Here is a 24286-nt window from a genome sequence, read left to right on the forward strand (position 1 = left end):
ATTCACGCATCGGGCATACGCCCTCGGTCCGGCAGAAGCATTTCAGGGAAGCAGAGGCTGCTGGACACACTTGGCATACGCCAAGCGTCGTGAATAGGGGAACGTTATCGGAAATTCGGGGGGAACCCTAAAAATAAGGAGAAATAAATGAACAGCATTAAAAGATTTCTAAAAGATGTAAGAGATAATAATTATAAAGTTCCTAATGGAACAGACATAGATCAAGTAGTTCATGAAATGATTAAACACATTGGGTCGATTGATGACGAATTAAGGGATAAGCTCATTTATGGAACTTTATATAGATGGATAATGAATCAAGAACTAAGTATAGAATTAGTCAGACAAGTATTATACGTGACTTTAGATGATGATCATTTATTCTATGGAATTGGTGATAACGATCAAGATACAGTGTTTACACGTTCTTTTTCAGCCCTGTTCATTCCGCTTGCTTTACATTATAACGATATTTTTAATTATTTAACTGAACATGAATATGAATATATTTACTCTAGAATGACATTATATTTTGAACTTGAGAAGGATTTTAGAGGATATATATTAGATAAGGGATGGGCACATTCGATTGCACATGCTGCTGATGGTTTAGATTCTATTTCAGCCGCATCTTATTATTCTCAGAAACATTTATTGGTTATTTTAGAGTTGATAGGGGAAAAGGCTTGTGTTAATAACTATTATTTTATAAACGATGAAGATGAAAGAATGGCAGAAGTAGTAATTCAAATTGTAAAGCGTGATATCCTTATGAAAGATATTTTAATTAATTGGGTGCAACAGCTTGGGGGCATTGAAAGATTAGAAATATATCCGCAATATTACATAATTAGAGGGAACATCAAGAATCTTTTGCGAAGTGTATATTTTAAATTACTGAATATTAGCGGATCTGAGGATATAACTAAAGAAATACTAAAAACATTAAACCAGCTCTAAAAAAACTAAACTTTAGTTAAATCGAAGAAGTCCCGAACATCCGATAACACAACACTCCTACTGCGGGCATTCGCCCTTGATCGCTAGGAGGATTTGCAAGAAGATTATTCAGGCGATACATTCAACCAGCTAAGTCTGACGACCTGTTCCCTGCGGTCACTTAAGCTGCTTGAACGTCAGGAATGCCAAACGTTATCAGAAATTGGGGCTTTTAAGTATAATATATATAAGATCAGAGATCCACATCTAGGTAATTCGAGGAGGCAAAGACAATGTTAGTTAAAGGCTTCAATCATTTGACCATTAATGTCAAGAATCTGGATAAATCATTGGATTTTTATACTCAGATTCTTGGATTGATGATTAGACATAAAGGAAATAAAGATGCATATTTAGAATGGGGAACTGCTTGGATCTGCCTAGTTGAACAAGAAAATTACTCTGAGAATATAGAGAGAAAGTTAGGATTTGACCATATAGCTTTTTATATTGAAGAGGAGTATTTCATGGATGCTGTTAAGGTACTTCAAGAGAATGAGGTTCACATAGTGAGAGGCCCTATACAGAGAGGATTAGGTTGGACAATCAATTTCTTAGATCCAGATGGAATACAGCTTGAATTACATACTTCAAATTTAGAAGAAAGAATGAAGATATGGAAATAACAATAATACAAGAGATAATGTAGGTATTCTGAAGGGGGCCCCAACATCTGATAACATTGCATTCAACGCAGCGGGGCGGGACAAGCCCGACCCTTGGTCCGGCAGAGGGATTTCGGAGAAGTAGAGGCAGCCGGACACATCCGACTTCGTCGGACGTCGTGAATACGGGAACGTTATACGACAGAATCAGAAATAATAGAAATAGAAAAAGAGGGTCATATGACCCTCTAAATACTAGAATTTTGCAATTCACTAAATAGTTGTAGAGCATCTTTGAAACCTTGTATGTAGATACTTCTTTCTAGGATGGATTGTAGAGAAATTTGGGCGTCTTCGTAAAGAAAAACCGTATGTTGAAGTTGATCGGGCAAAGCATCACGAAGCGTTTTAAAATATTGATCTGTCTCCGAAGAAAGCTGAGTGTACTCCTTATGACACTCCAGAAGCTCAGTATAGAGTAATTCTAAACGTATTCTTATAAGCGGCTCTGTTAATGATTCTAATGTATTAATCATATGTTATTCCTCCTCCAATTAACTCTACAGAGTTATTATATAACCTTATAAAGTTAATTGCAAGGTGAATATTTGACGTTATAGAGTTAAAACTTCGCTTTTCGTTGATGATTGCTGGTATGGGAGATAAGATAGAATTATGGAGGGGAAAAGATGAACGTAATCAAGTGCAATATACGAGAACTCATGGCAGAACATCGAATAGATGATATAACAGAATTGATGGCGAAATCGGGCTTAAGTCGGAATTCAATCAACAAGTTGTATAGGGAAACGAATATAGAAACAACAAAGCTGGAAACTTTATTCAAGCTATGCGATACATTTAACTGCAAATTATCAGATTTAATTGAGTATGTACCCGAAGAAAACCAGTAGTGAAGAAGCGATTCCGTCATATAACATAATATTCAAGCAGCGGCTCCTTTGGAGCCTTGGTCTGCGAGAAGATTTCAGGGAAGCATTTCAGCAGACAACCCCTTCGGGGTTCATGAATACAGGAACGTTAACTGAAATTCCGACAAGTTCATGATTGAAGGAAATATCAAAGGAGGAATTAATTTGCCTTGGCCTATGGTACACTTTGCAATTTCAGAAAACCTTTCTATTAATGACCCCTCACCCAATTTTTTATTAGGCAGTATTGCTCCGGATGCGATTCATATGAGAGGGAAGGTATCCAGGGAAGAAAAAGGTGTGACTCATCTCGTACATAACGATAAATTACCAGCCAAGGAATTGATCATGGAGAAGTGCAAGGAATATTTACTGAAGCAAGCGGGGCCAGAATGGAAGGACTTTGTTATAGGTTACTTTTCACATATTTATACAGATTTAAGGTGGACAGATACCGTCTATTTCGATTTTGAGAAAAACTACAGAGGCGAAAAGAATGATATTAGAAAGACATATAACCTTGAAGTTAGCCAAGTAGAATTTGATCTCTTAAGATCAATGGGAAGTACTGAAAAACTGTTTACAAAACTCTTAAAAGCTAAGGGATATACAATAAATCCTTACATTACGCAGCTTGAAGTCAATCAGTATAGGGATAATAAGGTGAGATGGCTGCAAGATCTAAAGAATGAACCTCATATAGCACCTATCTATTTTAAAGCAGAAATTATTAAGATCTTTGTTAGTGAAACATCAAGGGAATTGAAAGAACTATTTAAAGACCAGAGTATTGATTATTTCGAAGGAGGCCGGAACATTAGTTAACATCGTATATACGCTGCGTCCTGACGGCCTTGGTCTGCAAGAGGGATTTTGAGGAAGCCTATTCACCAGACAACCCTGCACCACCTAACCGCATCGCGGCCGGACCTACGGTCCTTAAGGTGGTGAGGGTTCGTAGATACACAAACGTTATCAGAAATTAATGCAAATCTGAAATGCTCAAATATAAATATCTACTAAGAGAAGGTGCCTTCATGGACAAGAATTCATTAAATAGAAGAAGCATTATTGTTGACGGGGAAAATGGTGTCGGCAGCTCGGAAGACTTAAAAAAGAATGTTGTTCATAAAACAAACAGCCTATATTGGGATACCAAAGGCAATGACTTCTTAAAAGCAATCGTGCTCCCTTATTATGGAGCATTTATCTCAGAAGAAAATTGCCAGCTCTTTGGTGATATCTCAGGAAAAAAACTGCTGGAGATCGGCTGCGGAAATGGTCAATCCTTGCAATATCAAGGGGAACGAAACGCATCTGAACTATGGGCTGTGGATATTTCAGAAAGACAAATAGAAAAGGCAGCGCAACATTTGAAGTCATGTGGAATAGCAGCAAAATTGATATGTTCTCCCATGGAAGAAGAATGCGGCATCCCGACGGATTATTTTGACTATGTTTATTCAATTTATGCCATAGGTTGGACCACCGATCTTGAGGGTACCTTTCGACGAATATCTTCTTACCTTAAAAAAGACGGGCTATTTATTTTCAGTTGGTCTCACCCTATACACAGATGGGTTACTACAGAAAATGATAGGTTTGTAATTAATAAGAGTTACTTTAATGAAGGTTGGTATCCGGTGGCAGTTGATGAAGGTGAGCTATTGTTAGCGGACCGTATGCTGTCAACTTATGTAAACGCGCTTGCAAAAGCTGGGTTTGTAATTGAGCTAATGATTGAGGAATGTGATTATGAGTTTATGCAATTGCGGGATGATAACAGCGATATGGCAAAGAGAGCAAAAATGCTTCCAGTAACTTTTGTGATAAAGGCAAGAAAACTATAAGATATAAAAACAAAAGCGAAACTGACTCCAAGATTTTTAGAGGTTCGAGGAAGGTATTGACATCCGATAACAAAACATTCACGCTGCGGGTCGCTGTCGCGCCTCTTGGTCCGCCCGAGGATTTTCAGGGAAGATTAACAGGCGGACAACCCTGCACTGCCTAACCGCATCGCGGCCGCTCCCGTTGGTCGCTTAAGGCAGTGAGGGTTCGTGAATACAGGAACGTTAAGTGAAATTCCGAGGCAAAATTGAAAGGAAGCTAGAGGATGATTAATGGAGATCAATTAAATCAATTTGAGACTGCAAAAAATTATCAAGAAGCCTTTCTGTCAACGAAAAGAGAGTGGGACAAAGGGAAGCGTGACTTGAGTATATGCTTGAATTTAGCTTTTATATCCTGGTATTTGAGTGTCGAATCTGGAAATACGTTTGTTACTCAGGGGCTTGATGATAACGATTATGAAATGATTGAATTGACATTAAACGAAATTACAGAAGAAGGGATACATAATTTCTCGAAAGAGACGCAGTTTTTATTGATTTTCGGTTATATGATCACTTTGTTTCCTCATCATTTTGGAGACTATGAGCATTGGGAAAGCATAGGGAAAAACATGCTGTCCAAAGCATACGAGTTGGAACCAAGTGATCCAATAATTGAAATGGTTTTTCTTGCGGACAGTATGAGAAGTGAAGGTTATAAAAATGCTTGTTTAAGAGCAAAAGAACATATTAAAGACAGATTTAAGAATAAAGGATTAATGGATAAATATTTTCAAGACGTATTTGATAGGTAATTCAGAGGAACATCACTTAACATAATATTCACGTTGCGGACATTCGTCCTTGGTACGGCAGGAGCCGGACACCTCAGCATACGCTGTGGTCGTGAATACAGAAACGTTATCTGCAATTTCTCAAATATATTTAGGGAGGGAGAAGTAATGAAAAATCATGATGATGAAAAATCTGCCTTAGAAGAAGCTGCCGTTAGCATCTTTGTAGATTTATATAATTTAAATCGCGAAGATCACTTAGAAGTAATAGAGAGACGTGAGCGTCCAGATTATATCTTAAAGAGCATAAAAGATGGATTAGTAGGTCTAGAAGTAACTCACCTATTCTACGATGCCGACGAAGCTAAAATGTTATTTGGAAGATCGGCTGAGGAAATGCATGGATTAGAAAATTCAGCCAGCTATATGCAGGTTCTTAATGAACTACTGAAACAGAAGGAAAAAAAGATAGAGAAGTATGATGCTGCATATCCAATAGCGCTTTTAATTAGGAACGCTTCACCTATATTCGGAATGAGTGATTTTCTTAGAAATAAAAATGAGATATACAAGCCAGAAAAATACACTCATATTTGGTTTGTTTCAAAAGACGGAAATGATAATGAATGGTCGTTAAAAGACTTGCTTACTGTTTAGTCAAAGAAGTGAGAAACAGCAGATAACATAATATTCATGCATCGGACATTCGTCCTCGGTCCGGCAGTCGCCGGACACCCAGCATGCGCTAGGTCATGAATACAAGAACGTTATATGAAAGATCGGTAGACCTTTAAAAAGAGAAGAATTAGAAAAGGGGATAATAAAAATGGATGAAATTTACTTTTTAAGACATTACCTCTCGTCTCTCAGGTATCGATGTTCAAAAGCAATTCTAAATGCTCCAAGTAATTACCCGAATTATGAGCTCGGTAACGGTGTAAGAACTCCAATTGAAATTTTGGCACACATGTCTGATGTCATAAGATATGCCCAATCCGTTTTTGATAACCAAGTACAACTTAAGAAAGAATCAGGAAACTGGAATGACGAAGTACAGACATTTTTTAATGAGCTGCATAACTTAGACAATTTAATGAAATCAAATGGAATACCAAACAAAGATAGAATTATCGAAAAACTGATTCAAGGACCATTATCAGATGCAATGACACATGTTGGTCAATTGTCAATGATAAGAAGAATGGCTGGAGATTCAATACCTGGAGAGAATTTCTTTATTGCTGAAGTAAAGGTTGAATAGTTATTTTAAGGTGGTGGGGCGTCGTGAATACAACAACGTTATCTGAAACCAATGCTCAATGCAAATAAAAGACAAAATTAAGGAGCCAATAATGCAATTATCTCAGAATAGTATGAGTGGAATTAAAGGCTGGCTGCTTTTCTTTGTGATCTATTCTTTTTATCTACTTATAAGTAATTTAATAGGTCTTTATTTCGAATTTTATGTTTATATGTTAGTTGGAACAATTGGTTGGAATCTTGCTAGAACTATTTCTGTCGGAATATATTTATTTTCTGAAGTCTTAATTTTTGTTTCTCTAGTGCTTATATTGAAGAAGAAAAGGAAAGGACCAAATATAATAATTCAAATTGAAATAATCACTATAATATTTGGATTTTTAAACTTCATTCTCACAATTAACAAAATAGATGAACTCCCAAGTTTAATCTCTACAATTATTTTTGGATCAATATGGATTTTGTATTTTAAAAACTCAAAACGAGTCAAAGCAACATTTGAAAGTTAATCAAGAAGGCATTGGCATCAGATAACAAAATATTCACGCATCGGGCCATTCGGCCCTCGGTCCGGCAGAGACATTTTGGGGGAGTGGAAGCAGCCGGACAACCCTGCACTGGCTAAGTCCGTCGGACCCGGCGCGTTCGCTCCTTAAGCCAGTGAGGGTTCGTGAATACAAGAACGTTATCTGAAAGATCTGCCCCAGAGAGAGTGAAAGTATTATATTCGCAACGTCCTGTTGCTCGAAGAAATTATACAGATTCATGGGTGGTGTTTTATGAATTCAGGATTTCATGGGAATACATTCGCAGTAATAATAGCAGTGGAAAATTATCAATTTAGAATCAAGACAGTTGATTATGCGAGGAATGATGCAATAGCATTTCAACAATGGCTTATAAATAATCTTAAAGTACCTCAAGAAAATATTAAGCTTTGGCTTGATGTTGATGCGACAAAATCCGCGCTTAATGAAGAACTTCAATATGAGATATCAAATCTTACTGAAAGTGATCGATTTATTTTCTATTATGCTGGTCATGGATTTTATGATGGAGGATATAACAAAATAACAACGTGGGACACTCACCCAAATAATATACAAGAAACTACTGTTTCACTAAACCGAATATTAATGGAGCCACTAAGAAACTCAAGATGTAATCAATGTTTGATATTTATAGATGCATGTGCGAGTTATATTGATGAGCAATTAGTTAGCAGAGATTTTATTGCTGATATGAATACCAAAGAGTTTAGCGATTTTGTGCGATCAAGCAATTATAGAGCTATGTTTCTGTCATGTTCACGTGGAGAGAAATCATACGGTAGTCCAGAACTAGAACATGGAATATGGACACATTTTCTGATAAAGGCATTAAATGGAGAAGCCCCCGAAGCAGTTGAACGTGAACGATTTATTACTAGTACATCATTGCAGAATTATTTAGGAAAAATAGTTCCGGATTATATTAAATCTAGTACAGACATAAGAGGAACTCAAAAACCATGGGCCGAAGTCTCTAGCTCAAATACATTTATTATTTATGAAGTTTCAGGAGCTAATTCTGAAGTAAGTAATAATTATATTGATTTTATATTTATTCCTGAAAGGCTTATTATTGATTTTGAAAATGACTTGATAATTGCTCATCTTAGAGGTCTCGAGAATGATGGAAGACATTTTCCAATGTATGATTATGAAGGATTGAAAGAAATAGATGTAGAGGCGTATTGTATAAGGATTAGTAAGGTTAAGAATGAAATAAGAAAGATATTAGAAGAAATTATGGATTTTCTAATGGAGTACGAGTGGGAGGAAGAAGTTATATTTGAGAGAAGTGATGATAAATTCAACATTAGTGCATTTCTTTACGAAGATGACAAAACGAGAGAAATAACTGTTTCTCTGGGGCTATCCTTAAAAATTTCAGGCCTACACCCAATGGGTGATACAATATTTAATTCTGAATTCGACGTTGCTAATGATGAACTTAAAATATATACAGATTCTAGTGATTACAATGTAGAGGAAGTAGAGATTCAAGAAATCTTTTCGGATTGCTGGGATGAAATTAGAAGATATTTTTTGCTTGAAAAGGAAATTGAAAAAGAATTATTAAATGAAATTGACGAGTAAATAGATATTCAGTTGAAATATATTATAACATTAGTAATTAAATGTGGGTCGACGTCCTGTCTTAATTCGGAGATGTGGGGCAGATCCATCAGATAAAAACATATTCACGCTGCAGCTCCTGGCGGAGACTTGATCTGCCCGAGGCATTTCGAGGAAGTGAAGTCAGGCAGATAACCCTGCGAACCTAAGTCTGCAAGCGAACCCGCCCGGTCAAGCCGGCCTTAAGGTTCTCGGGTTCGAGAATACAAGAACGTTAAGTGAAATCACCTAAATACTAAATTGGAGGTTGATCTTATGGAATTTTCTGAGGTGATTGATTTTCTAAGTAATGATAATAGTTATTGGAGTTCTCGTGGACATGAAGAAATAGATATACCATTTGATGTTACGCCTTCAGAATACTTGTCCTTTGCTGAATTTGATTTAGAATCGGGAACTGAAAAACACAGTTTAATAAATGCTCTCTCAAATGCAAAGAGATCTCTTGACTGCCAAATTGATTGTTTGATGATTGCATTTGGTTTTTTTGGAAATTCAAAAAAATGGAATGTACCTAAGAAGATAGAGACTTTAAAAAACTTAGGAATTATTGCTCCTAGAATATTAAATAAAATAAATTCTGTAAGGAATTTAGTTGAACATGAATTTGTTGTTCCAAATAAAGAACAAGTGTCAGACTTTATAGATATTGTTGCACTATTCAATGCAAGTACAGAAAAACATATTTTTAATTTCCCGGGAGATAGTCAAATAGAACACGGTTTAATAAAAGAAGTTTTTCTAGATATCAAGTTTAAACGTAACCAAAGAAACATAAAAATAGAAGTAAGAGAGAAAGGTGTAACAGATAGACAGATATTTAATATTGATTCAAGTCATGATAATTATATAATTTTTATGAAACATTATATTGAGAATTTTTCTAAATCGTGACGAATATAACTCGAAGATAAGTGACTTTACTTAAACAATATACTCACGCACCGGGCTGTACCCTCGGTCCGGCAGAGGCCAGACATCCCAGCATTCGCTAGGGTCGTGAATACAGGAACGTTAAGTGAAATTCTAATTAAATGATATAATGTAACCATAAAAGGACAGGAGGGATTAATGTGAAGTGGCAAGAAGTACAACAAATCTTCCCGAATCAATTTGTAAAGTTTGAAATTCTTCATTTCGAAGAGACAGAAAATAAAGAAATCATAGATGACGTCGCTGTGATTGGTCCTGTAAGTGACGAAGAAGCAACAAGAGAGTTGTTGAATAGCCGAGACAAAACCTTGGTTTATCATACTTCTAAGGACCAGGTCATTGTGAAGGTTCGGAAGAATGTTGGTTTAAGGAGAAATCTATAAATGAAAATTGAATATAGGGATGGGCTGTTGTTCACCGAAATAACAGTCCATTTTAATGGAGAAAAGAAAGTCATAAATAACATAGTTATTGACACAGGAGCAAGCCATACATTGATTTCACAGGATGAAGTAGATGATATTGGGATTCAGGTCGGGATGGATGACGAAATCATAACAAGTTACGGAATTGGAGGGAAAGAACACGCATTTTCCAAACGGATCAAGGGAATACAGGTAGGAGATTTTATTTTAAGAGATGTACTCATAGATTTTACTTCATTTAAATATCACAATATCAACGGATTATTGGGATTAGACATATTGGTAAAAGGCAAATTCAATGTAGATCTAGAGAACTTTAAACTCTCTCGTTCATAAAGCCATTAAATTTAAAAAGGTTATTCAAAAAAAAAGTTGAACTTCACTTAACACAATATTTACACTATGTTTTCGATGGAACCTTGGTCTGCGGGATGAGTTTCGGAGAGGAATTTCAGCAGACACCCCCTAACGGGTTCATAAATACAAGAACGTTATAGGAGATACTTGATAAAAGGAGAAAGCAAAATGTTTTAGAAATATCTGCGGACGAAAGGGTATTAAAGATAGATGTTTCACCGAATATGGCTTATGAATCCAAAGGAACATTTTATGAGTTTCCACATTCAGAATTTAATGAAGAGCATCCACAAATTTATCATACAAACCTCTGTTGTAGTTTCAATGGAACAAATGGATATGGAATGTACATTGACGCAAGAGGTAGAAATCAATGAAAAGAAAAATATTCTTTTGAAGAAAATGAAGATCAAATAGTTGTTGCTAGATTAGAAATAACGGAACTCCCAAATGAATGGAAAGAAAAAATGGGAGATTCTTGGTTTTATTGGCTTGATACATTAGACGATGATTATGCAGTAATTAGTAAAAGAGCTGATAGAATTGTAAATGAAGATATAGCGGTTTACATGTCGCATTAGTCCGGCTGAAATGTCGCAAAAGTACATGGTAACGCGATGTGGAGATATATTATACTCGCCTTATATTTCGATAATGAAAATCATTATCATACATAAGGAGGATTCACCATGAATAAAGGAACAAAGAGGCAAGCTGCCGGAAGCATGGCACATGCTAACCATAAATCACGATTTTTAATGGGCTGGATGCTGGCCCTTGTTCTTGTACTGACGGCTTGCGGTGCCGGAGCAGGTACAAATGGCGGCAATGAGTCTGCTACAACTCCAACGGACACGCCTTCGAATGGAGCGTCTCAGACTGCCGGAGCCTTCCCGGTTACGATCTCGCATATGAAGGGTCAGTATACGCTTAACGAGAAACCAAAGAAAATTGCTGTGCTTGATGTCAAATTTCTGGATCAATTGCTAGCCGTTGGCGAGCAGCCGGCAGGCAGTGTTATCGCTGAAGGCAATACCACATTTCCGGAATATTTAGGCGATAAGCCGGGTGACGTACAGGTTTTAGGTACACGGGACAAGCCCAATCTGGAAGCGATTGTAGCATTGGACCCGGATCTTATTTTAATGACTGATTTTCAAGAGAAAGAGTATGAGAGTGTAAGCAAAATAGCACCCACAATCGTACTTGACTTCTACGAGGATTGGCGAGATACGTTAGCTACGGTGGCTGCGATCACAGGTAAGCAGGCAGAGGCAGAAACTGTGCGTAAGGCTTATGAGGACAAAATTGCAGGACTGAAGGAGAAGCTGTCGGAGAAGTTGGGAGAGGAAACGGTAGCACTTATTCGTCCGAGAAAAGAAGGCATTCGTGTTCATGGTCTTGAGCATCGAACAGGCGGCATTCTGTATGAGGATTTGGGCTTAAAAATGCCTGCATTAGTCCAGAAGATCAAAGATGATACCTCCGTTGAAATCTCGATGGAGAAAGTTCCTGAGATTGGTGCAGATCATTATTTTGTTCTGTCTGATGAGTTGTTTGCGGCAGAGGCAGAGGCTTTGGATAGCAGTTCAGTATGGAAATCCCTTGATGCAGTCAAAAATAACCGTGCATATGATGTTAATTCTACACTTTGGATCGCTTATTATGGCCCACTTGCAATTAATATTATTGTAGATCAGGCATCGGAAGCACTGTTGGGATCGAATTAAAATGGACCATTATCTATCGACTGACTTATGGCAGCAAACGGTGGAAGAACACTCGATTCGGCTTGGTGAGCCGTCTGAAGATAATGTCCGTATTATTGCTTTGAGTCAACTACATGAAGAAGCTGCATGCCGAGAGTATTTAAGCTGGCTTCAAGAGTATATTGGTGCGCCTGACATGAGGGTAGCTGCTTCGATGTTAGCTAAGCGAATCGGCTACCTGTGGATTGCTCCGTTGCTGACCGCGATGACCGTTCATCATCAGCATGTTTCTTTTCGGCTAGACAACAGCTTTCTCTATCATCCGACGCTCACAGCTAATGAGGGGGGGACGCATTTTCCTTTTCTAGCTATGAACGGGCTTCGGGCAGAAGCACTAACTGGAGACAGGGAAGTGTGGCGGGAAAAGGTGGTAAAGGAGATGTTTGCGTTACACCTTGCACCGCTGTTAAAGACGCTTGCTGCAATTGCTCCTCTTTCGATGAGTATCCTTTGGGAGAATATCATGATACGCATTGTCCCATTATATACTCCTGAAGTAGACAATGCTGAGCAAGAAAGTCAGCACATCCAGGCAGATTTTTTATATCTGACGCAAGGAGCGCCCGGGCATTTGTTCGGTGTAAAAAGAAATCCGTTCACCCGGTTCACAAAAAATAAGGACAGCTTTCCAGCCGTGAAAAGCAAGCGTACCACCTGTTGTTTTTATTACCAGATGTCAGGGGAATATTGCAGAAAATGTCCGAAAATTGACAATGAGAATAAATCTCAATTAAAATGACAACAGCAACAATTTTACTTTTGCTGACAGGCCTGGTTGTAGTTAATTGGTTAAGCCCAGTCATGCGAGTCACTCTAGCAAAGGATGCTATTGTCAGGAGATGAGAGAAATGCCGCTACAAGAACAGACAAGTCTATGGAGTGATACAACGATCAAGATGCTTGACGAGTATAGCGGTACTTTGCAGACAGGCAGTGTTCTTCGCGAAACGGAATTAACTTCGAATGTGTTGTTGCTGGCATACGGAGGGGAAGGGGAGCTTGCAATGAATGGTGAGGTTTGCCACATTGGAGCTTCTTTTGCTGGTCATGTTGTTAAGGGGACATCCTTAACGCTGACGGCCAGATCAGACGACATTTATTATATCGTGATCATGTACAAGGCTTCTTCTATGGAGGGAGCCTCTCTTGTTTTGCCTTCATATCGAAAACATCCGTTGCGCACTTCATTTGTGCAAAATTCGGTAACCCAAGCAGAATGGATCGAGAATGCAGAAAAAATCGTTGCCAAATGGCGTCGTGGCGAAGGGATGGAACGTTTTCATGCCAATGCGTTGCTTCAGGGCATGATCTACGAACTGATCATGGATTACGAACGTGATCAGGGAGGAGAAGCGTCTGACATGGTGGATGTTGTCGCTTCATATATAGCGTCGCATTATCGCCAGAATCTGGAGCTTAAAGAGCTGGCAGCCCTTGCTGGATGCAGCTTAAGACAGCTGCAGCGACGATTCAAACAAGAGAAGCAGCTCGGACTGACTGAGTATGTCATTCAGTTGCGCATGGAGAGTGCATCGCGGATGCTGCGTCACACGGATGCTCCCATCGGTGAAATTGCTGACAGAATGGGCTATCGCGACATGTATTATTTCAGTAGGGCGTTTAAGAAATATTATGGCATCCCTCCGCTGCGTTATAGGCTTGATGCCGCTTCGAAAACAGATATAGACTATGCTCATTCCTTGCAGCTGAACCGCACAGCTTCTTCATATGAGTCGGCCCAAGGCTCGGTGATATGCCATATGCGAGGGGAATACTATGTTATCGGATCTCCGAAGCGTATCGCTGTACTCGATGTGCAATATGCCGATCATTTGCTTGCGCTGGGGCTCTCTCCAGCAGGTAGCGTAGGACTAGGCAATGCAGTGTTACATTTCCCTCAAACGATCAGGGCAGGACTTCAGAATACTGAATTACTCGGAACATATGAGTACCCCGACCTGCTTGCAGTGGAACGACTGTCTCCGGATCTAATTATTTGCACCGAGGTGCATGAGCCGCACTATGAACAGTTAAGCCGGATCGCTCCAGTTCTCATGTTTAAGCGCAATGAAAACTGGCAGACTATTCTGACTCTGTTCGGTGAACTGACAGGCAAACGAGAAGAGGCAAAGCGTATTATAGCGGATTATAACCGACGAACCACATTGCTGTCCGAAGAACTTGCTCCCGTTCTGGCAGGCAAGAGCGTCGCACTGATCCGTCCGCTGGATTCTCTGGTTCGCGTGCATTCTGCCTCTCATCGTACAGGGGCTGTGCTGTACCATGATCTAGGTCTGCCTGTTCCGTTATTTGTGGCAGATACCTCCGACACGGCCTATCACATCTCAGTTGACAGACTACCGGCTGTACACGCCAGCCATTACTTCTTGCTTAGCCATGAACTCATGCAGGAGGGAATATCCGCAACAGAGCAACGTGTCTGGGGAATGCTTGATACCGTTGAGCGCCAGCACATACACTCGGTCGATGCCGCGACATGGATTGGCTGTTATGGACCCACAGGCATCAATGGCATTGTGGATCAGATCGCTCAGGCTTTGTTGGCTTGATGGGAGAAGAAGTTGCTACTTGTGCGCATAGAGATTTTAACAGGAACTAAAGACAGTTCATCTTTGCCTTATGTCATAGAGGGAAAGTTGAACTGTTTTTTTATGGGCAATCCATCAGATAACATCATATCCACGCATCGGAGCCTGGCGGTTCCTCGGTCCGGCAAAGAGGATTGCCAGGGAGGGGCAGGCGGACACATACGCACGGCGGCCGCTCATTTCGTTCGCATAAGTCAGAGAAACATCGTGAACACAGAAACGTTATATGCTAGAAATGATGGATAACAAGTAGAATAAAAGAAAAATGCAAGAAAATAAATGAGAACACTTGTTTGCACTCGCAAATACAGGTAAAATATAGATACAATTGACTCTTGGGTGGGCATGGTTTTCCTTCGAAAAGTGAGACCATGGATGTAAAAGATGCGGTGACTCTAATGTTACTATTTTGAACATTTATTCTTGCACTTTTGACATACATCAATAACAACAAGAGAAGGCAAAAAATCACCTAAAGGTTAAGAGCCGGAGGTGGGTTTTTATTACCTGAGACTTAGAAGGGAATAAACCCTCTAAGCCAATTGTACTGACCGGGTGATGACCGTACTTGGTCTTTCATTAAGGGTGTACTAACAGATGAAAAAAGATGAATCAAAGAAAAAATTAGATAAGTGAAGTGAAAAGCAAGTTAGTAAGCAAACTCATATGCGAAATACTATGCAGTAATTTTAAAAATCTATTAAAACAAAAACAAGAAAATGAGGGATATGCCAATGACATTACAGGACCTATTTAATGAAAAACCAACTCAATTGTGGAACAAAAGAATGGTTGAATACGGAGATGACCTTTTTACGGAAGAGAGATTATTAATGTGTGATAAAGTCCTGGATAACTATCTAAACCAATTAATATTATTACAAGAAACTACACATCCTGAAAGTATTATGAAGGCTGTAGAAGAAATTGTAATTACGTTTAATGAATTGAATGAAAAGAACGACTATTTTATTGAAACGATGGAACGTGAAGAACTGGCTGAATTTATAGATAAGGCAGCAAGACTAGCTGGATTAGAAATTGAGGAGGATCAAGATATTACGGAAGAATGGAGAGAATGGTGATGGTGAATTATACAGGATTTTTAAGTAGATTCAATGAAGTAATGGTACTTTGCATAACATCACATTCAAGCATCGTCGCATTCGCTCCTCGGTTCGGCAGAAGTTGAGAAGCCATGAAGTAGAATCAGCCGAACATATCCGGCATACGCCGGACGTCTTGAATTCAGAAACGTTACGTGAAATCAGCTAGGTATAAAAGATTATATTTAGGAGCAAGTACTATGGAGCGAATTTACAAGCATATCAAGGAATACACAGATCAGGAAATAAAAGATATTTTAACTCGTCAAGAAGTAGAAGAACTTATATATTTACCACTTTCAGTTGGAATGTATCATCACAATTGGAAGTTTGCTCAAGATATATGTCTTAAATCAGCACAACATGATAATCCAAATGTAAGAGCGAATTCTGTATTGGGATTAGCACATATAGCAAGAACTAAAAAACAGTTAGATAAAAGACTAGTAAAACCAATCATTGTGAAAGAATTAAAAAATAATATAGAACATACAGGAATAATATTAGATGCTATAAGTGATATAAATTTATTCATGAAGTGGGAACTAGCAAGGAAGCATAATTATTAGTTGGCTTGAAGAAGAACTGACCTCATATAACATCGCATCTACGCTGCGGCCGTTGCCCTTGATTCACTAGAAGTGGAAAGCAGAGAGAGAAGCGGGATCAGCTCACAACCCTGCGAGGCTAAGTCCGATGGACCCGGCGCTTTGCGCCTTAAGCCTCTCGGATTCGTAGATACAAGAACGTTATGCGAAACTGCTTAGAGATGGAGGAATACCAGATGTTTTTGAATTCTCATGTCTTTGAGTTAGCCAAAAAATTAAATACAGAAGAGAATCATAAGCAATGGACAGGCTTAAGAAGAAATTCTGTATTCTATGGCTTGGTCTGCTATATTAACAATTCAATTTCTTTATGTCTAAGTGATAATTATACAAGTTCAATATTGTTTTTAAGAAGAGCACGTAAAGAAATCATTAATATTGAAACCAATTCAAATAAGATTCAATATCAATATGGAGATAAATATATCAAACTCTGTAATAATTATTTGAATGAGTTAGAGACATTTATAAAAGATAATCATTTAGTGTCTGATGAAGATTTTGAGTTTATTTTAAACAAAGAATTGTAGACATCGGTTCAAAAGTTTTCGAAGAAGCTTCGCATAACATAATATCGGAGCCTAGGCCAGCGAGTTGGGGTTCATGCATACAGGAACGTTATTAGAAAAACTATGAGGAGGAAAATAATGAAGCTATTTCATGGAGAACAAGTCTTAATTAAAGAAAACAATCTCTTACAGCCACAAATACATACTCCTCTTGGAATAATTGAATTTTCAATCACAGTCTCTGATAACTTCTATTATCCAGAAAAAAGTTATAAACTCAAAAATGGTGGATCATTATATAAATATTATTATGATTCATTTGATTGTGAGCTAGTTGTCTGTAGACCCAAGCTCAATCTCGCTTTACATCTGACAGTAGAAGAATGTTGGGGAGCAGTTTTTAGAATAAAGCCTCATGCGAACACTCAAATAAGTACGTGCAGCTTTTCTGCTTCTTGGAAGGAGGGTTACAGTTGGACAGATTATGGATCTAATACTGGGGAAGATCTTGAAGCTGTCGAATACGAGAATCAGATATACCGTTTACACTTGGGGACACAAGACGGGGATATGTTAATGGCAAGAAGAAATCAAGGAGATATGATTCCTAAATCGCTATGTTTAAACTCTGACTTTGAAAAGCACGGTTTTATCCTAAGTTCTGATAAAGGCATTAAAATTCCTATGACACTAATTGATTCTAATGAGATATGCCAAGTACATTTTTTAGTTGCTTGGAATAAGAATATCAAAGAGGATGTTTCGACGTGGTTGGCTGTGGACCAGTTCTCAAATGAAATATTAAAGGGAGAAGAAATTTTGTAGATACCCTCAAAATTGTCATAGTTCATCTGATAACATAGTATCACACATCGGCATACGCCCTCGGCCCGGCAGAAGGATTTCGGAAAAGGAGATCACTGTAGGACACCTGAGCACTCGCTGGGATCGTGAATGTAGAATCGTTAGATGAAAGCCCCCGAATAAATAAAACCATCTAAAAAGGATGAAAAGAAAAAGTGATAAAATCTATTAGTATTGATGAATGGATTGGGACCACATTCAATGAAGAAATAGTTATGAATCCTACGTGGGCAGACACTTTAAGTTTTTTTAAAAAACTCGATGGAGATAAATTTACATTAGTTTTTTTTGAGGTATCAGATACAGATTCAGCATTGGTTGGAGGCGGACCGGAATATTTTATAGTGTCTATTACAATTGATGGTAATATATATACTCTTATGAACAATAAACAGGGAAACGGTGAAATTCATCTGGTTGCTGGTGGCCAGTTAGGCAATTATTGCGATAACATTTGTATAGAATTAATTCCTATGCTTGAAGTAATAAAGTATTTTTATGAAACTGGAAAACTACTCGAAACACATAAATGGAAACGAGAATAATAATTACTTAACTCGAAAAAAGTCAACGTTATTTAACATAGCATTCAACTCATCTGGCCGGGACAAGCCCGACCCTTAGCCCGGAAGATGCATTTCGGAAGGGCGGATTCAACGGAAACATTCAACCGGCTAAATAGCAGAGCCACCCGGACTACGTGCCTTATCCATTGACGAAAGTAGATTTTAGAAGTGAATCCGTCATATAACGTTAAATTCAAGCAGTGGCTCCTAACGGAGCCTTGGTCTGTTGAAGGATCTCAAAGGGGCGTGAAGAAATTGAATTACATAAGAGAATTAAGAGAGTTAGTAGGTACCCGACCTATAATTATGGCAGGAGCATGTGTGATTCTCATAGATGATGAGGGACGATTACTATTGCAGCAAAGAACTGACAATGGTCTATGGGGATTACCAGGAGGTTCAATGGAGCCTGGTGAGAATATGAAGGAGGTTGCAAGCCGGGAACTTTTTGAAGAGGTAGGCTTAGAAGCCGAAGAGTTAGAATTACTTGATATATTTTCAGGCCCGGAACTCTACTATCGATATCCGCATGGAGATGAAGTATATAACGTAGTTGCAGCTTATATATGTAAAGAATACAGTGGAATAATTAAAGGTGATAAAGCTGAAGTACAAGATATACGATTTTTTGATTTAAACAAGATACCTAATCAAATAAGTCCTCCCGACCTACCGATAATAACAAGATTTTTAAATGAAGTAAGATCATGAAAACATTTTTTTAGTAAATCGAGGATGTCCCCGACATCACCTAACAAAGGGCTGTTTGAACTTCGGGAATTCCCTACATTATGTGAAATCAACGAAATTATTTAAGAGGTAAACATGGGTGTGGCCGCTTGGCGCTTTTTCTTATTCCACGTGCAAGTTGCAGTAAAATGAACATGAAGTAGACGGAGATGAGTGTTTACTTCATGCTCGCTTAAATTTTTAAAAACTGAATTACAGATGGATCAATGGATCTTTGGAGGTTCAGAATTCATCAAATCGTTAAGCTGGGTCACAAAAACACCTTCGTTCGGGCCAGGGTTATTTCGAAACATTTTCGCTTCTTCCACCAGAACTTCGTCTGTATCCGTGCCAAGTATCTTTATTGTTGCATCAATGAATGAATCAAGTGGCATCGCACGCGGTTCATCGTTGTTGCTTTGAACCCATGGGGGTACAATTTCTATTACTTTTACCGATGTGTCTTTAAGCATGTACCTTTGGGACAGCGTATAGGTATGAAGTGCTGCCTTTGTCGCGGAGTATACAGCAGTTGTCGCTAATGGTACAAATCCAAGTATCGAAGTCGTGTTGATGACAACGGCTTCTTCTTTGGACTTCAAATGCTCGATGAATGCAGAAATCAACCGAATGGGACCTAGAAAGTTTGTCGTGACAGTCGAAATCAAAACATCCTCATCAATCACGCCTGCCGCGTTATCAGACTGTATGATGCCGGCGTTGTTAATCAAGACATTAACATCCGGGTATTCTTTGATTAACCGCTTGGCGGCCGCCTTTATGCTGGCAGGGTCTTGTACATTCAATTCCACTGCGGACATGCCGGGATTCGCTTTGATCGTCTCCTCCAGACGCTCTTTACGTCGACCGGCGATAATAACTTTGTTTCCAAGATTGTGGAGAGCTTCTGCTAACGCACGTCCAATTCCCGAACCGCCGCCTGTAATAAAAATCGTGTTTCCTGTAAGTTTCAATTTTTAAACCCTCCTAATTCAATGTGATTTAAATCATTCCAAAGATTGTAAAACAATAGATTTCATGATTACAGCTCCACTAAAATTGAACATATGTTGAATCATCAACATAAATTTTATAAAGTGAATGTATCAGAGCGGTATATGGGGTTCAATGGTTAAAACAAGCGTGGTTGTTGATTTTTCAACAGAGGACTTCGAAGTGTTCATTTTTTCGGATAGCACAAAGGGGAGAAGGATATGGACAGGCGTATTCAAAAATCGAGGCAAGCCATTATTGATGCTTTTATGAGGCTGATGTCAGAAAAGGAATTCGAGAGAATTACGATCAATCAAATTGCTGAGGAAGCGAATGTCAATCGCGGAACGGTTTATTTGCATTTTGCTGATAAGTACGATCTGCGCGATCAATGCATGGAAGCTCAAATTAAAGAGTTACTACGCAATTGTATGTCTGAAGATAACTTCTTTCATCTCCCTTCCAAAACCGCACTACTGCGTACGTTTGAATATTTGGAGCAGCATGCTTCATTCTACTCAATAATGCTGACGAACAAGGGAAGTACGGTTTTTCGAAACCAAATAGAGACAATGTTCAGGCAAAGTCTGTGCGAGCATCTGGATTCGATCAACCTCGATCAGGATATGAACAGGGACATTACGGTGCAATTTTTAATTTCAGCGGCAGTGGGGGTATTGGAATGGTGGATTACCCGTTCAATGCCATATCCGGCATCGGTCATGGTCGAACAATTTTGGAATTTGCTGAACCGTGGTGTCGAGGGACACGAACAATAGTGGTTCAAATGATAGAAATAGAAATAACAGAAGAAGAGTCACTAAAAGCTCAAAAAAGTGAAAGAGATGCAGATGAACTAATAATCAAATTACAAAATAAAAAAAGACCATATAAGAAAATTCGCTGATAAAAAAATTGCAGATTGATTTTGAATGCATAATGAAGAAGTTCGGTAACTTCTGATAACATAATATTCAAGCATCGAATCCTTACGGAGCCTTGACCTGCTGGTATAGAGTTTTGGGGGGGCATTTTAGCAGACAACCCTGGAAAAAATAAAAAGATAATGGAGGTATGTTTGGTGCTGACATTAGAAAAAGCTGGAAAAAATGATGCGCAAAGACTTGCTGAAATACAAAAGGCCAGTTTTGAGGATGAATCAAAGCATTTTAATAATAACGAAACCGTTGGGCCCATAGGATATGACTCCATAAGTTGGCAAGAAGAGATGATGCAAAATTGCGAATATTTCAAGGTGCTCTTTAATGGAGAAATAATCGGGGGAGCTATGATATTTGTAGAATGTAATCAAGTGCATAATCTAGGAAGGATCTTTATTGATCCAAATTTTAAAAATCTAGGAATCGGAACGAAGGTGATGGAGAAAATTGAAAATAAATTTCCGGACAGCACTAAATGGTGGCTGGATACTCCTAGCTGGAGTGTGAAGAATCATCACTTCTATTCAAAGTGTGGGTTTACTAAGGTTAGAGAAGAAGGTGACTTATACATTTTTAAAAAGACTTTATAAACTTATGTAATGTACAAACGTTATGAGACATCAGTGCTGAGTGTTACAAAGAAGATATTCGATGAAAAGAGTGAAAGGGAGGATTACAATGCAGATTGATTTTGCGATTGAATCTGATTATGAGTACATCTTGTTAAGAGACAAGCACATACATAAGACACTGATAAGACCAAAAATAAAAGAAAATGAAATTCTAATAATCAGAGAATCCAATCAAAAAATAGGTTGGATGAGATACGGATTTTTCTGGGACAACACACCATTTATGAATATGATATGGATAGATGAGGAGTATAGAGGAACAGGTATTGGTAAAAAAGTTGTCCACTATTGGGAGGAATTAATGAAACAAAAAGGTTTTGAAATGGTTATGACCTCAACACTTTCAAATGAAGAAGCTCAACATTTTTATAGGAAGCTTGGATATAGAGATGCTGGATGTTTAATGTTTGAGAATGAACCTCTGGAAATAATACTGACAAAGGATTTAAACAAAAATTGACGTTGAGGAAATCAATGTAAAAAGCATTTTAAGAAGAGAGTGCTAATAATATGTGGTGTATTTCTTCCAATATAGAACTAAAAAAGGAATTGACTTTAGACTACAGAGATTTTTTTAATAGAGTAATCTAGAATAGACGAGACCAAATAATATTAAACAAGGATTGAAGAATATATTAAATAAGAACTAGAGGTATCACATAACATCGTTTTCCTGAAAGTGAAAGTCAGGTAGACAATCCTGCGAGGCTAAGAACCGAAGCTAGCCAGTCGCTACGCTTCTTTAAGCTTCTCGGGTTCAGGAACACAAGAACGCTATTAGACATAATTGCTGATAAAGTAATGTTGAGGTGAATGATGAAAGTATTTCAAAAAAAAGCAATCCCAATCATTGTTAGACATTATCAATTCATTTGCATTGTTGATGAGAAACCTTATGAGGTATTGTTTAGAGCTTATTCAAGGAAGTATAAAACTTCTTTTATTGAAATTTCGTTCGACTGGAAAGAATGTTGTTACATTAACTTATATAGACCTTTAATAAAATCCATATTAATTGAATATTGTATAAAGCTTGCTTGGATATATGATAAACCGAAGCAAATTCTAAGAATAAAGGACAGTAGAAAAATTGTTCAAGAACTATCATTAAGGGATTATGATTACAAATAAATGTTGGCATTTTCATGCGAAGCAATTTTGTCTACGATTAAGAGAATTGCTTATAGATATTTTATTGAGAATTATAAACAGCTCGAAGGCGAGGATGATAAAGGGCTGATTTTGTAAGTGAATCGAAGAAGTTATGTTTCGTTAGCTCCTATGGAATCTTGGTCTGCGAGCTGGATATCGAAGAGGAATTTCAGCAGACAACCCCTGACGGAGCTCATGAATACAAGCGTTATAGAAAAGGGACGCAAACCATAAAAAGAAGGTGTTTAAGTTGTTTGGTTTATTTAAGAAGAAGAAAATAATATTTGAAGATCAACTAAACAAACTTTCTGAATTGGGCATCTTCATGAGTGCAGATTTAAAAAAAGAATTACTTTTGGAAGAATTTTCGAGAAATGAATATGAAGAAGATCCCTACAACTTGCTACTACTTACTTTAGGTGGAGAAGTTGAAGTGAATGGTGAATTTATAAATGTATCTGAGGAAATTTGGTATTTAGATACTGAATGTATTGAGGACCATGGAGACTATGCAAGAATAATAATACGATTAGAGAATATGACAAAACTTAATTTAAATAATATAACGGATTACGTAGATATTCAGAATGGTACTGCATGGGTCTCTTTTGAATATATTAATGAACTTATCAGATGGGAAATGAAAGTATATGATGATTGGTTGGATATGGAGATATTCAAGAAATTTAACGAACTAATAAAGACTGAACAATCCATGAAATTGTATATTTCAATTTTAGATCAAGGTTGCCTAATGGGCTATTTTAATAAAGAACAAGTAATTGAAATAAATAAATTAACAAAATATAAATTTGAAGAATATCAGTGAAATATGAATAAAAAGGAGCCAAAACAAATGAGTGAATTGACTTCAGGAAGCTTATCACTATTGAAATATAAAGAAGCAATTCTTGAGCATGATCCTATATACGCGGAGGATTTAAATGACAAATGGTTTGTTTTCGTAACCAAAGATACAGAAGAAAGTGAAGAAATTCCAGAAAGTCTATTTCAAATCTCAGAAAAAATCCCAGTGTTATATTTTTATAATTTTGAAGATCACTGTTGGGGATACCGTGTAGTTTATAATTCACAAGAGATAGCAAGTCTTCATATATCATATGTGTTATTAGATACTTCAATTATTAAGCTTGCAGAAGAAAGATATCCAGAGGAAGATCACATTGAATTTTTATATGTCGACCCTAGAGGGGACAAAATCAGAACTGAATTAATTGAAGAAGTTTTGGGATCTAATGAATACAATGAGAAAATAGCAAAACAGTTTACAAATTGCAATCTAAAAACATTTAGATTTTTTGAACTAGATAATGAGCGAATAAAACAATTAGACGATATTTTGAATAATAATTACTATACACAACTGGAATCTAAGCATCAGTTAGTAGAAGAGTTTAAAGAATTATTAAACATTGAGGAAATGAGCTGGATAGGATACGAGCAGATAGAATGAATGAAGAATACCAGGTC

General features: G+C 37.7%; 29 protein-coding genes. 27 read left to right on the forward strand and 2 right to left on the reverse strand.

The features are described from left to right. Positions 1–147 precede the first annotated feature (147 nt). Both JOD82_RS24970 and JOD82_RS24975 read left to right on the forward strand, forming a co-directional pair. On the forward strand, positions 148–960 hold the full coding sequence (locus JOD82_RS24970; RefSeq protein ID WP_209950155.1) for a DUF2785 domain-containing protein: 813 nt from the start codon (positions 148–150) through the stop codon (positions 958–960). A 272-nt stretch (positions 961–1232) separates the two neighbouring features. Further along, complete coding sequence (locus tag JOD82_RS24975) at positions 1233–1625, forward strand: VOC family protein (RefSeq protein ID WP_209950156.1); 393 nt, start codon at positions 1233–1235, stop codon at positions 1623–1625. Positions 1626–1852: 227 nt separating this feature from the next. On the opposite strand, the gene JOD82_RS24980 is transcribed toward JOD82_RS24975, so the two are convergent. Further along, entirely contained in the window at positions 1853–2140 is a 288-nt protein-coding gene (locus tag JOD82_RS24980) for a DUF6809 family protein (RefSeq protein ID WP_029515468.1), read from the reverse strand. A gap of 153 nt (positions 2141–2293) precedes the next feature. Here JOD82_RS24980 and JOD82_RS24985 point away from each other — a divergent pair, with 153 nt between their 5' ends. The 20 genes from JOD82_RS24985 to JOD82_RS25080 all read left to right on the forward strand — a co-directional run bounded on the left by JOD82_RS24985 (position 2294) and on the right by JOD82_RS25080 (position 19059). Further along, positions 2294–2518 (forward strand): helix-turn-helix domain-containing protein, encoded by a 225-nt coding sequence (locus tag JOD82_RS24985; protein WP_010345209.1) that lies wholly within the window; start codon positions 2294–2296, stop codon positions 2516–2518. A 183-nt stretch (positions 2519–2701) separates the two neighbouring features. Next, a complete protein-coding gene (locus JOD82_RS24990) occupies positions 2702–3361 on the forward strand; it encodes a hypothetical protein (protein ID WP_129549696.1) in 660 nt (219 codons plus the stop codon). Between the two features lie 212 nt (positions 3362–3573). After that, positions 3574–4386 (forward strand): class I SAM-dependent methyltransferase, encoded by an 813-nt coding sequence (locus tag JOD82_RS24995; RefSeq protein ID WP_013372320.1) that lies wholly within the window; start codon positions 3574–3576, stop codon positions 4384–4386. Positions 4387–4652: 266 nt separating this feature from the next. Then, on the forward strand, positions 4653–5183 hold the full coding sequence (locus JOD82_RS25000) for a hypothetical protein (protein ID WP_209950157.1): 531 nt from the start codon (positions 4653–4655) through the stop codon (positions 5181–5183). Between the two features lie 147 nt (positions 5184–5330). Then, positions 5331–5819 (forward strand): hypothetical protein, encoded by a 489-nt coding sequence (locus JOD82_RS25005; protein ID WP_069010394.1) that lies wholly within the window; start codon positions 5331–5333, stop codon positions 5817–5819. A 169-nt stretch (positions 5820–5988) separates the two neighbouring features. Then, a complete protein-coding gene (locus JOD82_RS25010; protein ID WP_016324600.1) occupies positions 5989–6423 on the forward strand; it encodes a hypothetical protein in 435 nt (144 codons plus the stop codon). 91 nt (positions 6424–6514) lie between these two features. Further along, positions 6515–6931 carry a DUF2569 family protein gene (locus tag JOD82_RS25015; RefSeq protein ID WP_209950158.1) on the forward strand — a complete coding sequence of 139 codons (417 nt, stop codon included), beginning with the start codon at positions 6515–6517 and terminating at the stop codon, positions 6929–6931. Between the two features lie 270 nt (positions 6932–7201). Next, complete coding sequence (locus JOD82_RS25020; protein ID WP_209950159.1) at positions 7202–8563, forward strand: caspase family protein; 1362 nt, start codon at positions 7202–7204, stop codon at positions 8561–8563. A gap of 294 nt (positions 8564–8857) precedes the next feature. After that, complete coding sequence (locus JOD82_RS25025; RefSeq protein ID WP_209950160.1) at positions 8858–9496, forward strand: DUF4145 domain-containing protein; 639 nt, start codon at positions 8858–8860, stop codon at positions 9494–9496. A 179-nt stretch (positions 9497–9675) separates the two neighbouring features. Further along, on the forward strand, positions 9676–9918 hold the full coding sequence (locus tag JOD82_RS25030; protein ID WP_013372314.1) for a hypothetical protein: 243 nt from the start codon (positions 9676–9678) through the stop codon (positions 9916–9918). After that, positions 9919–10296, forward strand: a complete 378-nt coding sequence (locus tag JOD82_RS25035) for a retropepsin-like aspartic protease (protein ID WP_013372313.1) — start codon at positions 9919–9921, stop codon at positions 10294–10296. Between the two features lie 710 nt (positions 10297–11006). After that, the gene (locus JOD82_RS25040; protein ID WP_069010396.1) at positions 11007–12047 is read left to right on the forward strand and encodes an ABC transporter substrate-binding protein; all 1041 of its coding nucleotides are present in this window, start codon (positions 11007–11009) and stop codon (positions 12045–12047) included. A gap of 1 nt (position 12048) precedes the next feature. Further along, positions 12049–12825, forward strand: a complete 777-nt coding sequence (locus JOD82_RS25045; RefSeq protein ID WP_069010397.1) for a (2Fe-2S)-binding protein — start codon at positions 12049–12051, stop codon at positions 12823–12825. Between the two features lie 109 nt (positions 12826–12934). Next, a complete protein-coding gene (locus JOD82_RS25050; protein ID WP_069010398.1) occupies positions 12935–14656 on the forward strand; it encodes a helix-turn-helix domain-containing protein in 1722 nt (573 codons plus the stop codon). 773 nt (positions 14657–15429) lie between these two features. Continuing rightward, positions 15430–15780, forward strand: a complete 351-nt coding sequence (locus JOD82_RS25055; RefSeq protein WP_029515457.1) for a hypothetical protein — start codon at positions 15430–15432, stop codon at positions 15778–15780. Between the two features lie 221 nt (positions 15781–16001). Further along, positions 16002–16370 carry a hypothetical protein gene (locus JOD82_RS25060; protein WP_069010399.1) on the forward strand — a complete coding sequence of 123 codons (369 nt, stop codon included), beginning with the start codon at positions 16002–16004 and terminating at the stop codon, positions 16368–16370. Positions 16371–16585: 215 nt separating this feature from the next. Beyond that, positions 16586–16939, forward strand: a complete 354-nt coding sequence (locus JOD82_RS25065) for a hypothetical protein (RefSeq protein WP_069010400.1) — start codon at positions 16586–16588, stop codon at positions 16937–16939. A 117-nt stretch (positions 16940–17056) separates the two neighbouring features. Continuing rightward, positions 17057–17743, forward strand: a complete 687-nt coding sequence (locus JOD82_RS25070; RefSeq protein ID WP_069010401.1) for a hypothetical protein — start codon at positions 17057–17059, stop codon at positions 17741–17743. Positions 17744–17937: 194 nt separating this feature from the next. Further along, positions 17938–18327 carry a hypothetical protein gene (locus JOD82_RS25075; RefSeq protein ID WP_029515454.1) on the forward strand — a complete coding sequence of 130 codons (390 nt, stop codon included), beginning with the start codon at positions 17938–17940 and terminating at the stop codon, positions 18325–18327. A 276-nt stretch (positions 18328–18603) separates the two neighbouring features. Then, on the forward strand, positions 18604–19059 hold the full coding sequence (locus JOD82_RS25080; RefSeq protein WP_029515453.1) for an NUDIX hydrolase: 456 nt from the start codon (positions 18604–18606) through the stop codon (positions 19057–19059). A 242-nt stretch (positions 19060–19301) separates the two neighbouring features. Here JOD82_RS25080 and JOD82_RS25085 read toward each other — a convergent pair whose 3' ends face one another. Further along, positions 19302–20051: an SDR family oxidoreductase gene (locus JOD82_RS25085; RefSeq protein ID WP_069010402.1), complete on the reverse strand. Its 750-nt coding sequence runs from the start codon at positions 20049–20051 to the stop codon at positions 19302–19304. A gap of 240 nt (positions 20052–20291) precedes the next feature. Between JOD82_RS25085 and JOD82_RS25090 the strand changes: the two genes are divergently transcribed. The 5 genes from JOD82_RS25090 to JOD82_RS25110 all read left to right on the forward strand — a co-directional run bounded on the left by JOD82_RS25090 (position 20292) and on the right by JOD82_RS25110 (position 24269). Further along, positions 20292–20849, forward strand: a complete 558-nt coding sequence (locus tag JOD82_RS25090; protein WP_029515451.1) for a TetR/AcrR family transcriptional regulator — start codon at positions 20292–20294, stop codon at positions 20847–20849. A 302-nt stretch (positions 20850–21151) separates the two neighbouring features. Further along, a complete protein-coding gene (locus tag JOD82_RS25095) occupies positions 21152–21601 on the forward strand; it encodes a GNAT family N-acetyltransferase (protein WP_069010403.1) in 450 nt (149 codons plus the stop codon). A gap of 88 nt (positions 21602–21689) precedes the next feature. Next, positions 21690–22103 (forward strand): GNAT family N-acetyltransferase, encoded by a 414-nt coding sequence (locus tag JOD82_RS25100; protein ID WP_069010404.1) that lies wholly within the window; start codon positions 21690–21692, stop codon positions 22101–22103. A gap of 933 nt (positions 22104–23036) precedes the next feature. Further along, positions 23037–23624, forward strand: coding sequence for a hypothetical protein (locus JOD82_RS25105; protein ID WP_256026025.1), 588 nt, complete (start codon positions 23037–23039; stop codon positions 23622–23624). A 27-nt stretch (positions 23625–23651) separates the two neighbouring features. Then, positions 23652–24269: a hypothetical protein gene (locus JOD82_RS25110; RefSeq protein ID WP_141695435.1), complete on the forward strand. Its 618-nt coding sequence runs from the start codon at positions 23652–23654 to the stop codon at positions 24267–24269. Positions 24270–24286 lie beyond the last annotated feature (17 nt).

The organism is Paenibacillus sp. 1182, from assembly GCF_017833915.1.
GTDB lineage: Bacteria > Bacillota > Bacilli > Paenibacillales > Paenibacillaceae > Paenibacillus > Paenibacillus polymyxa_D.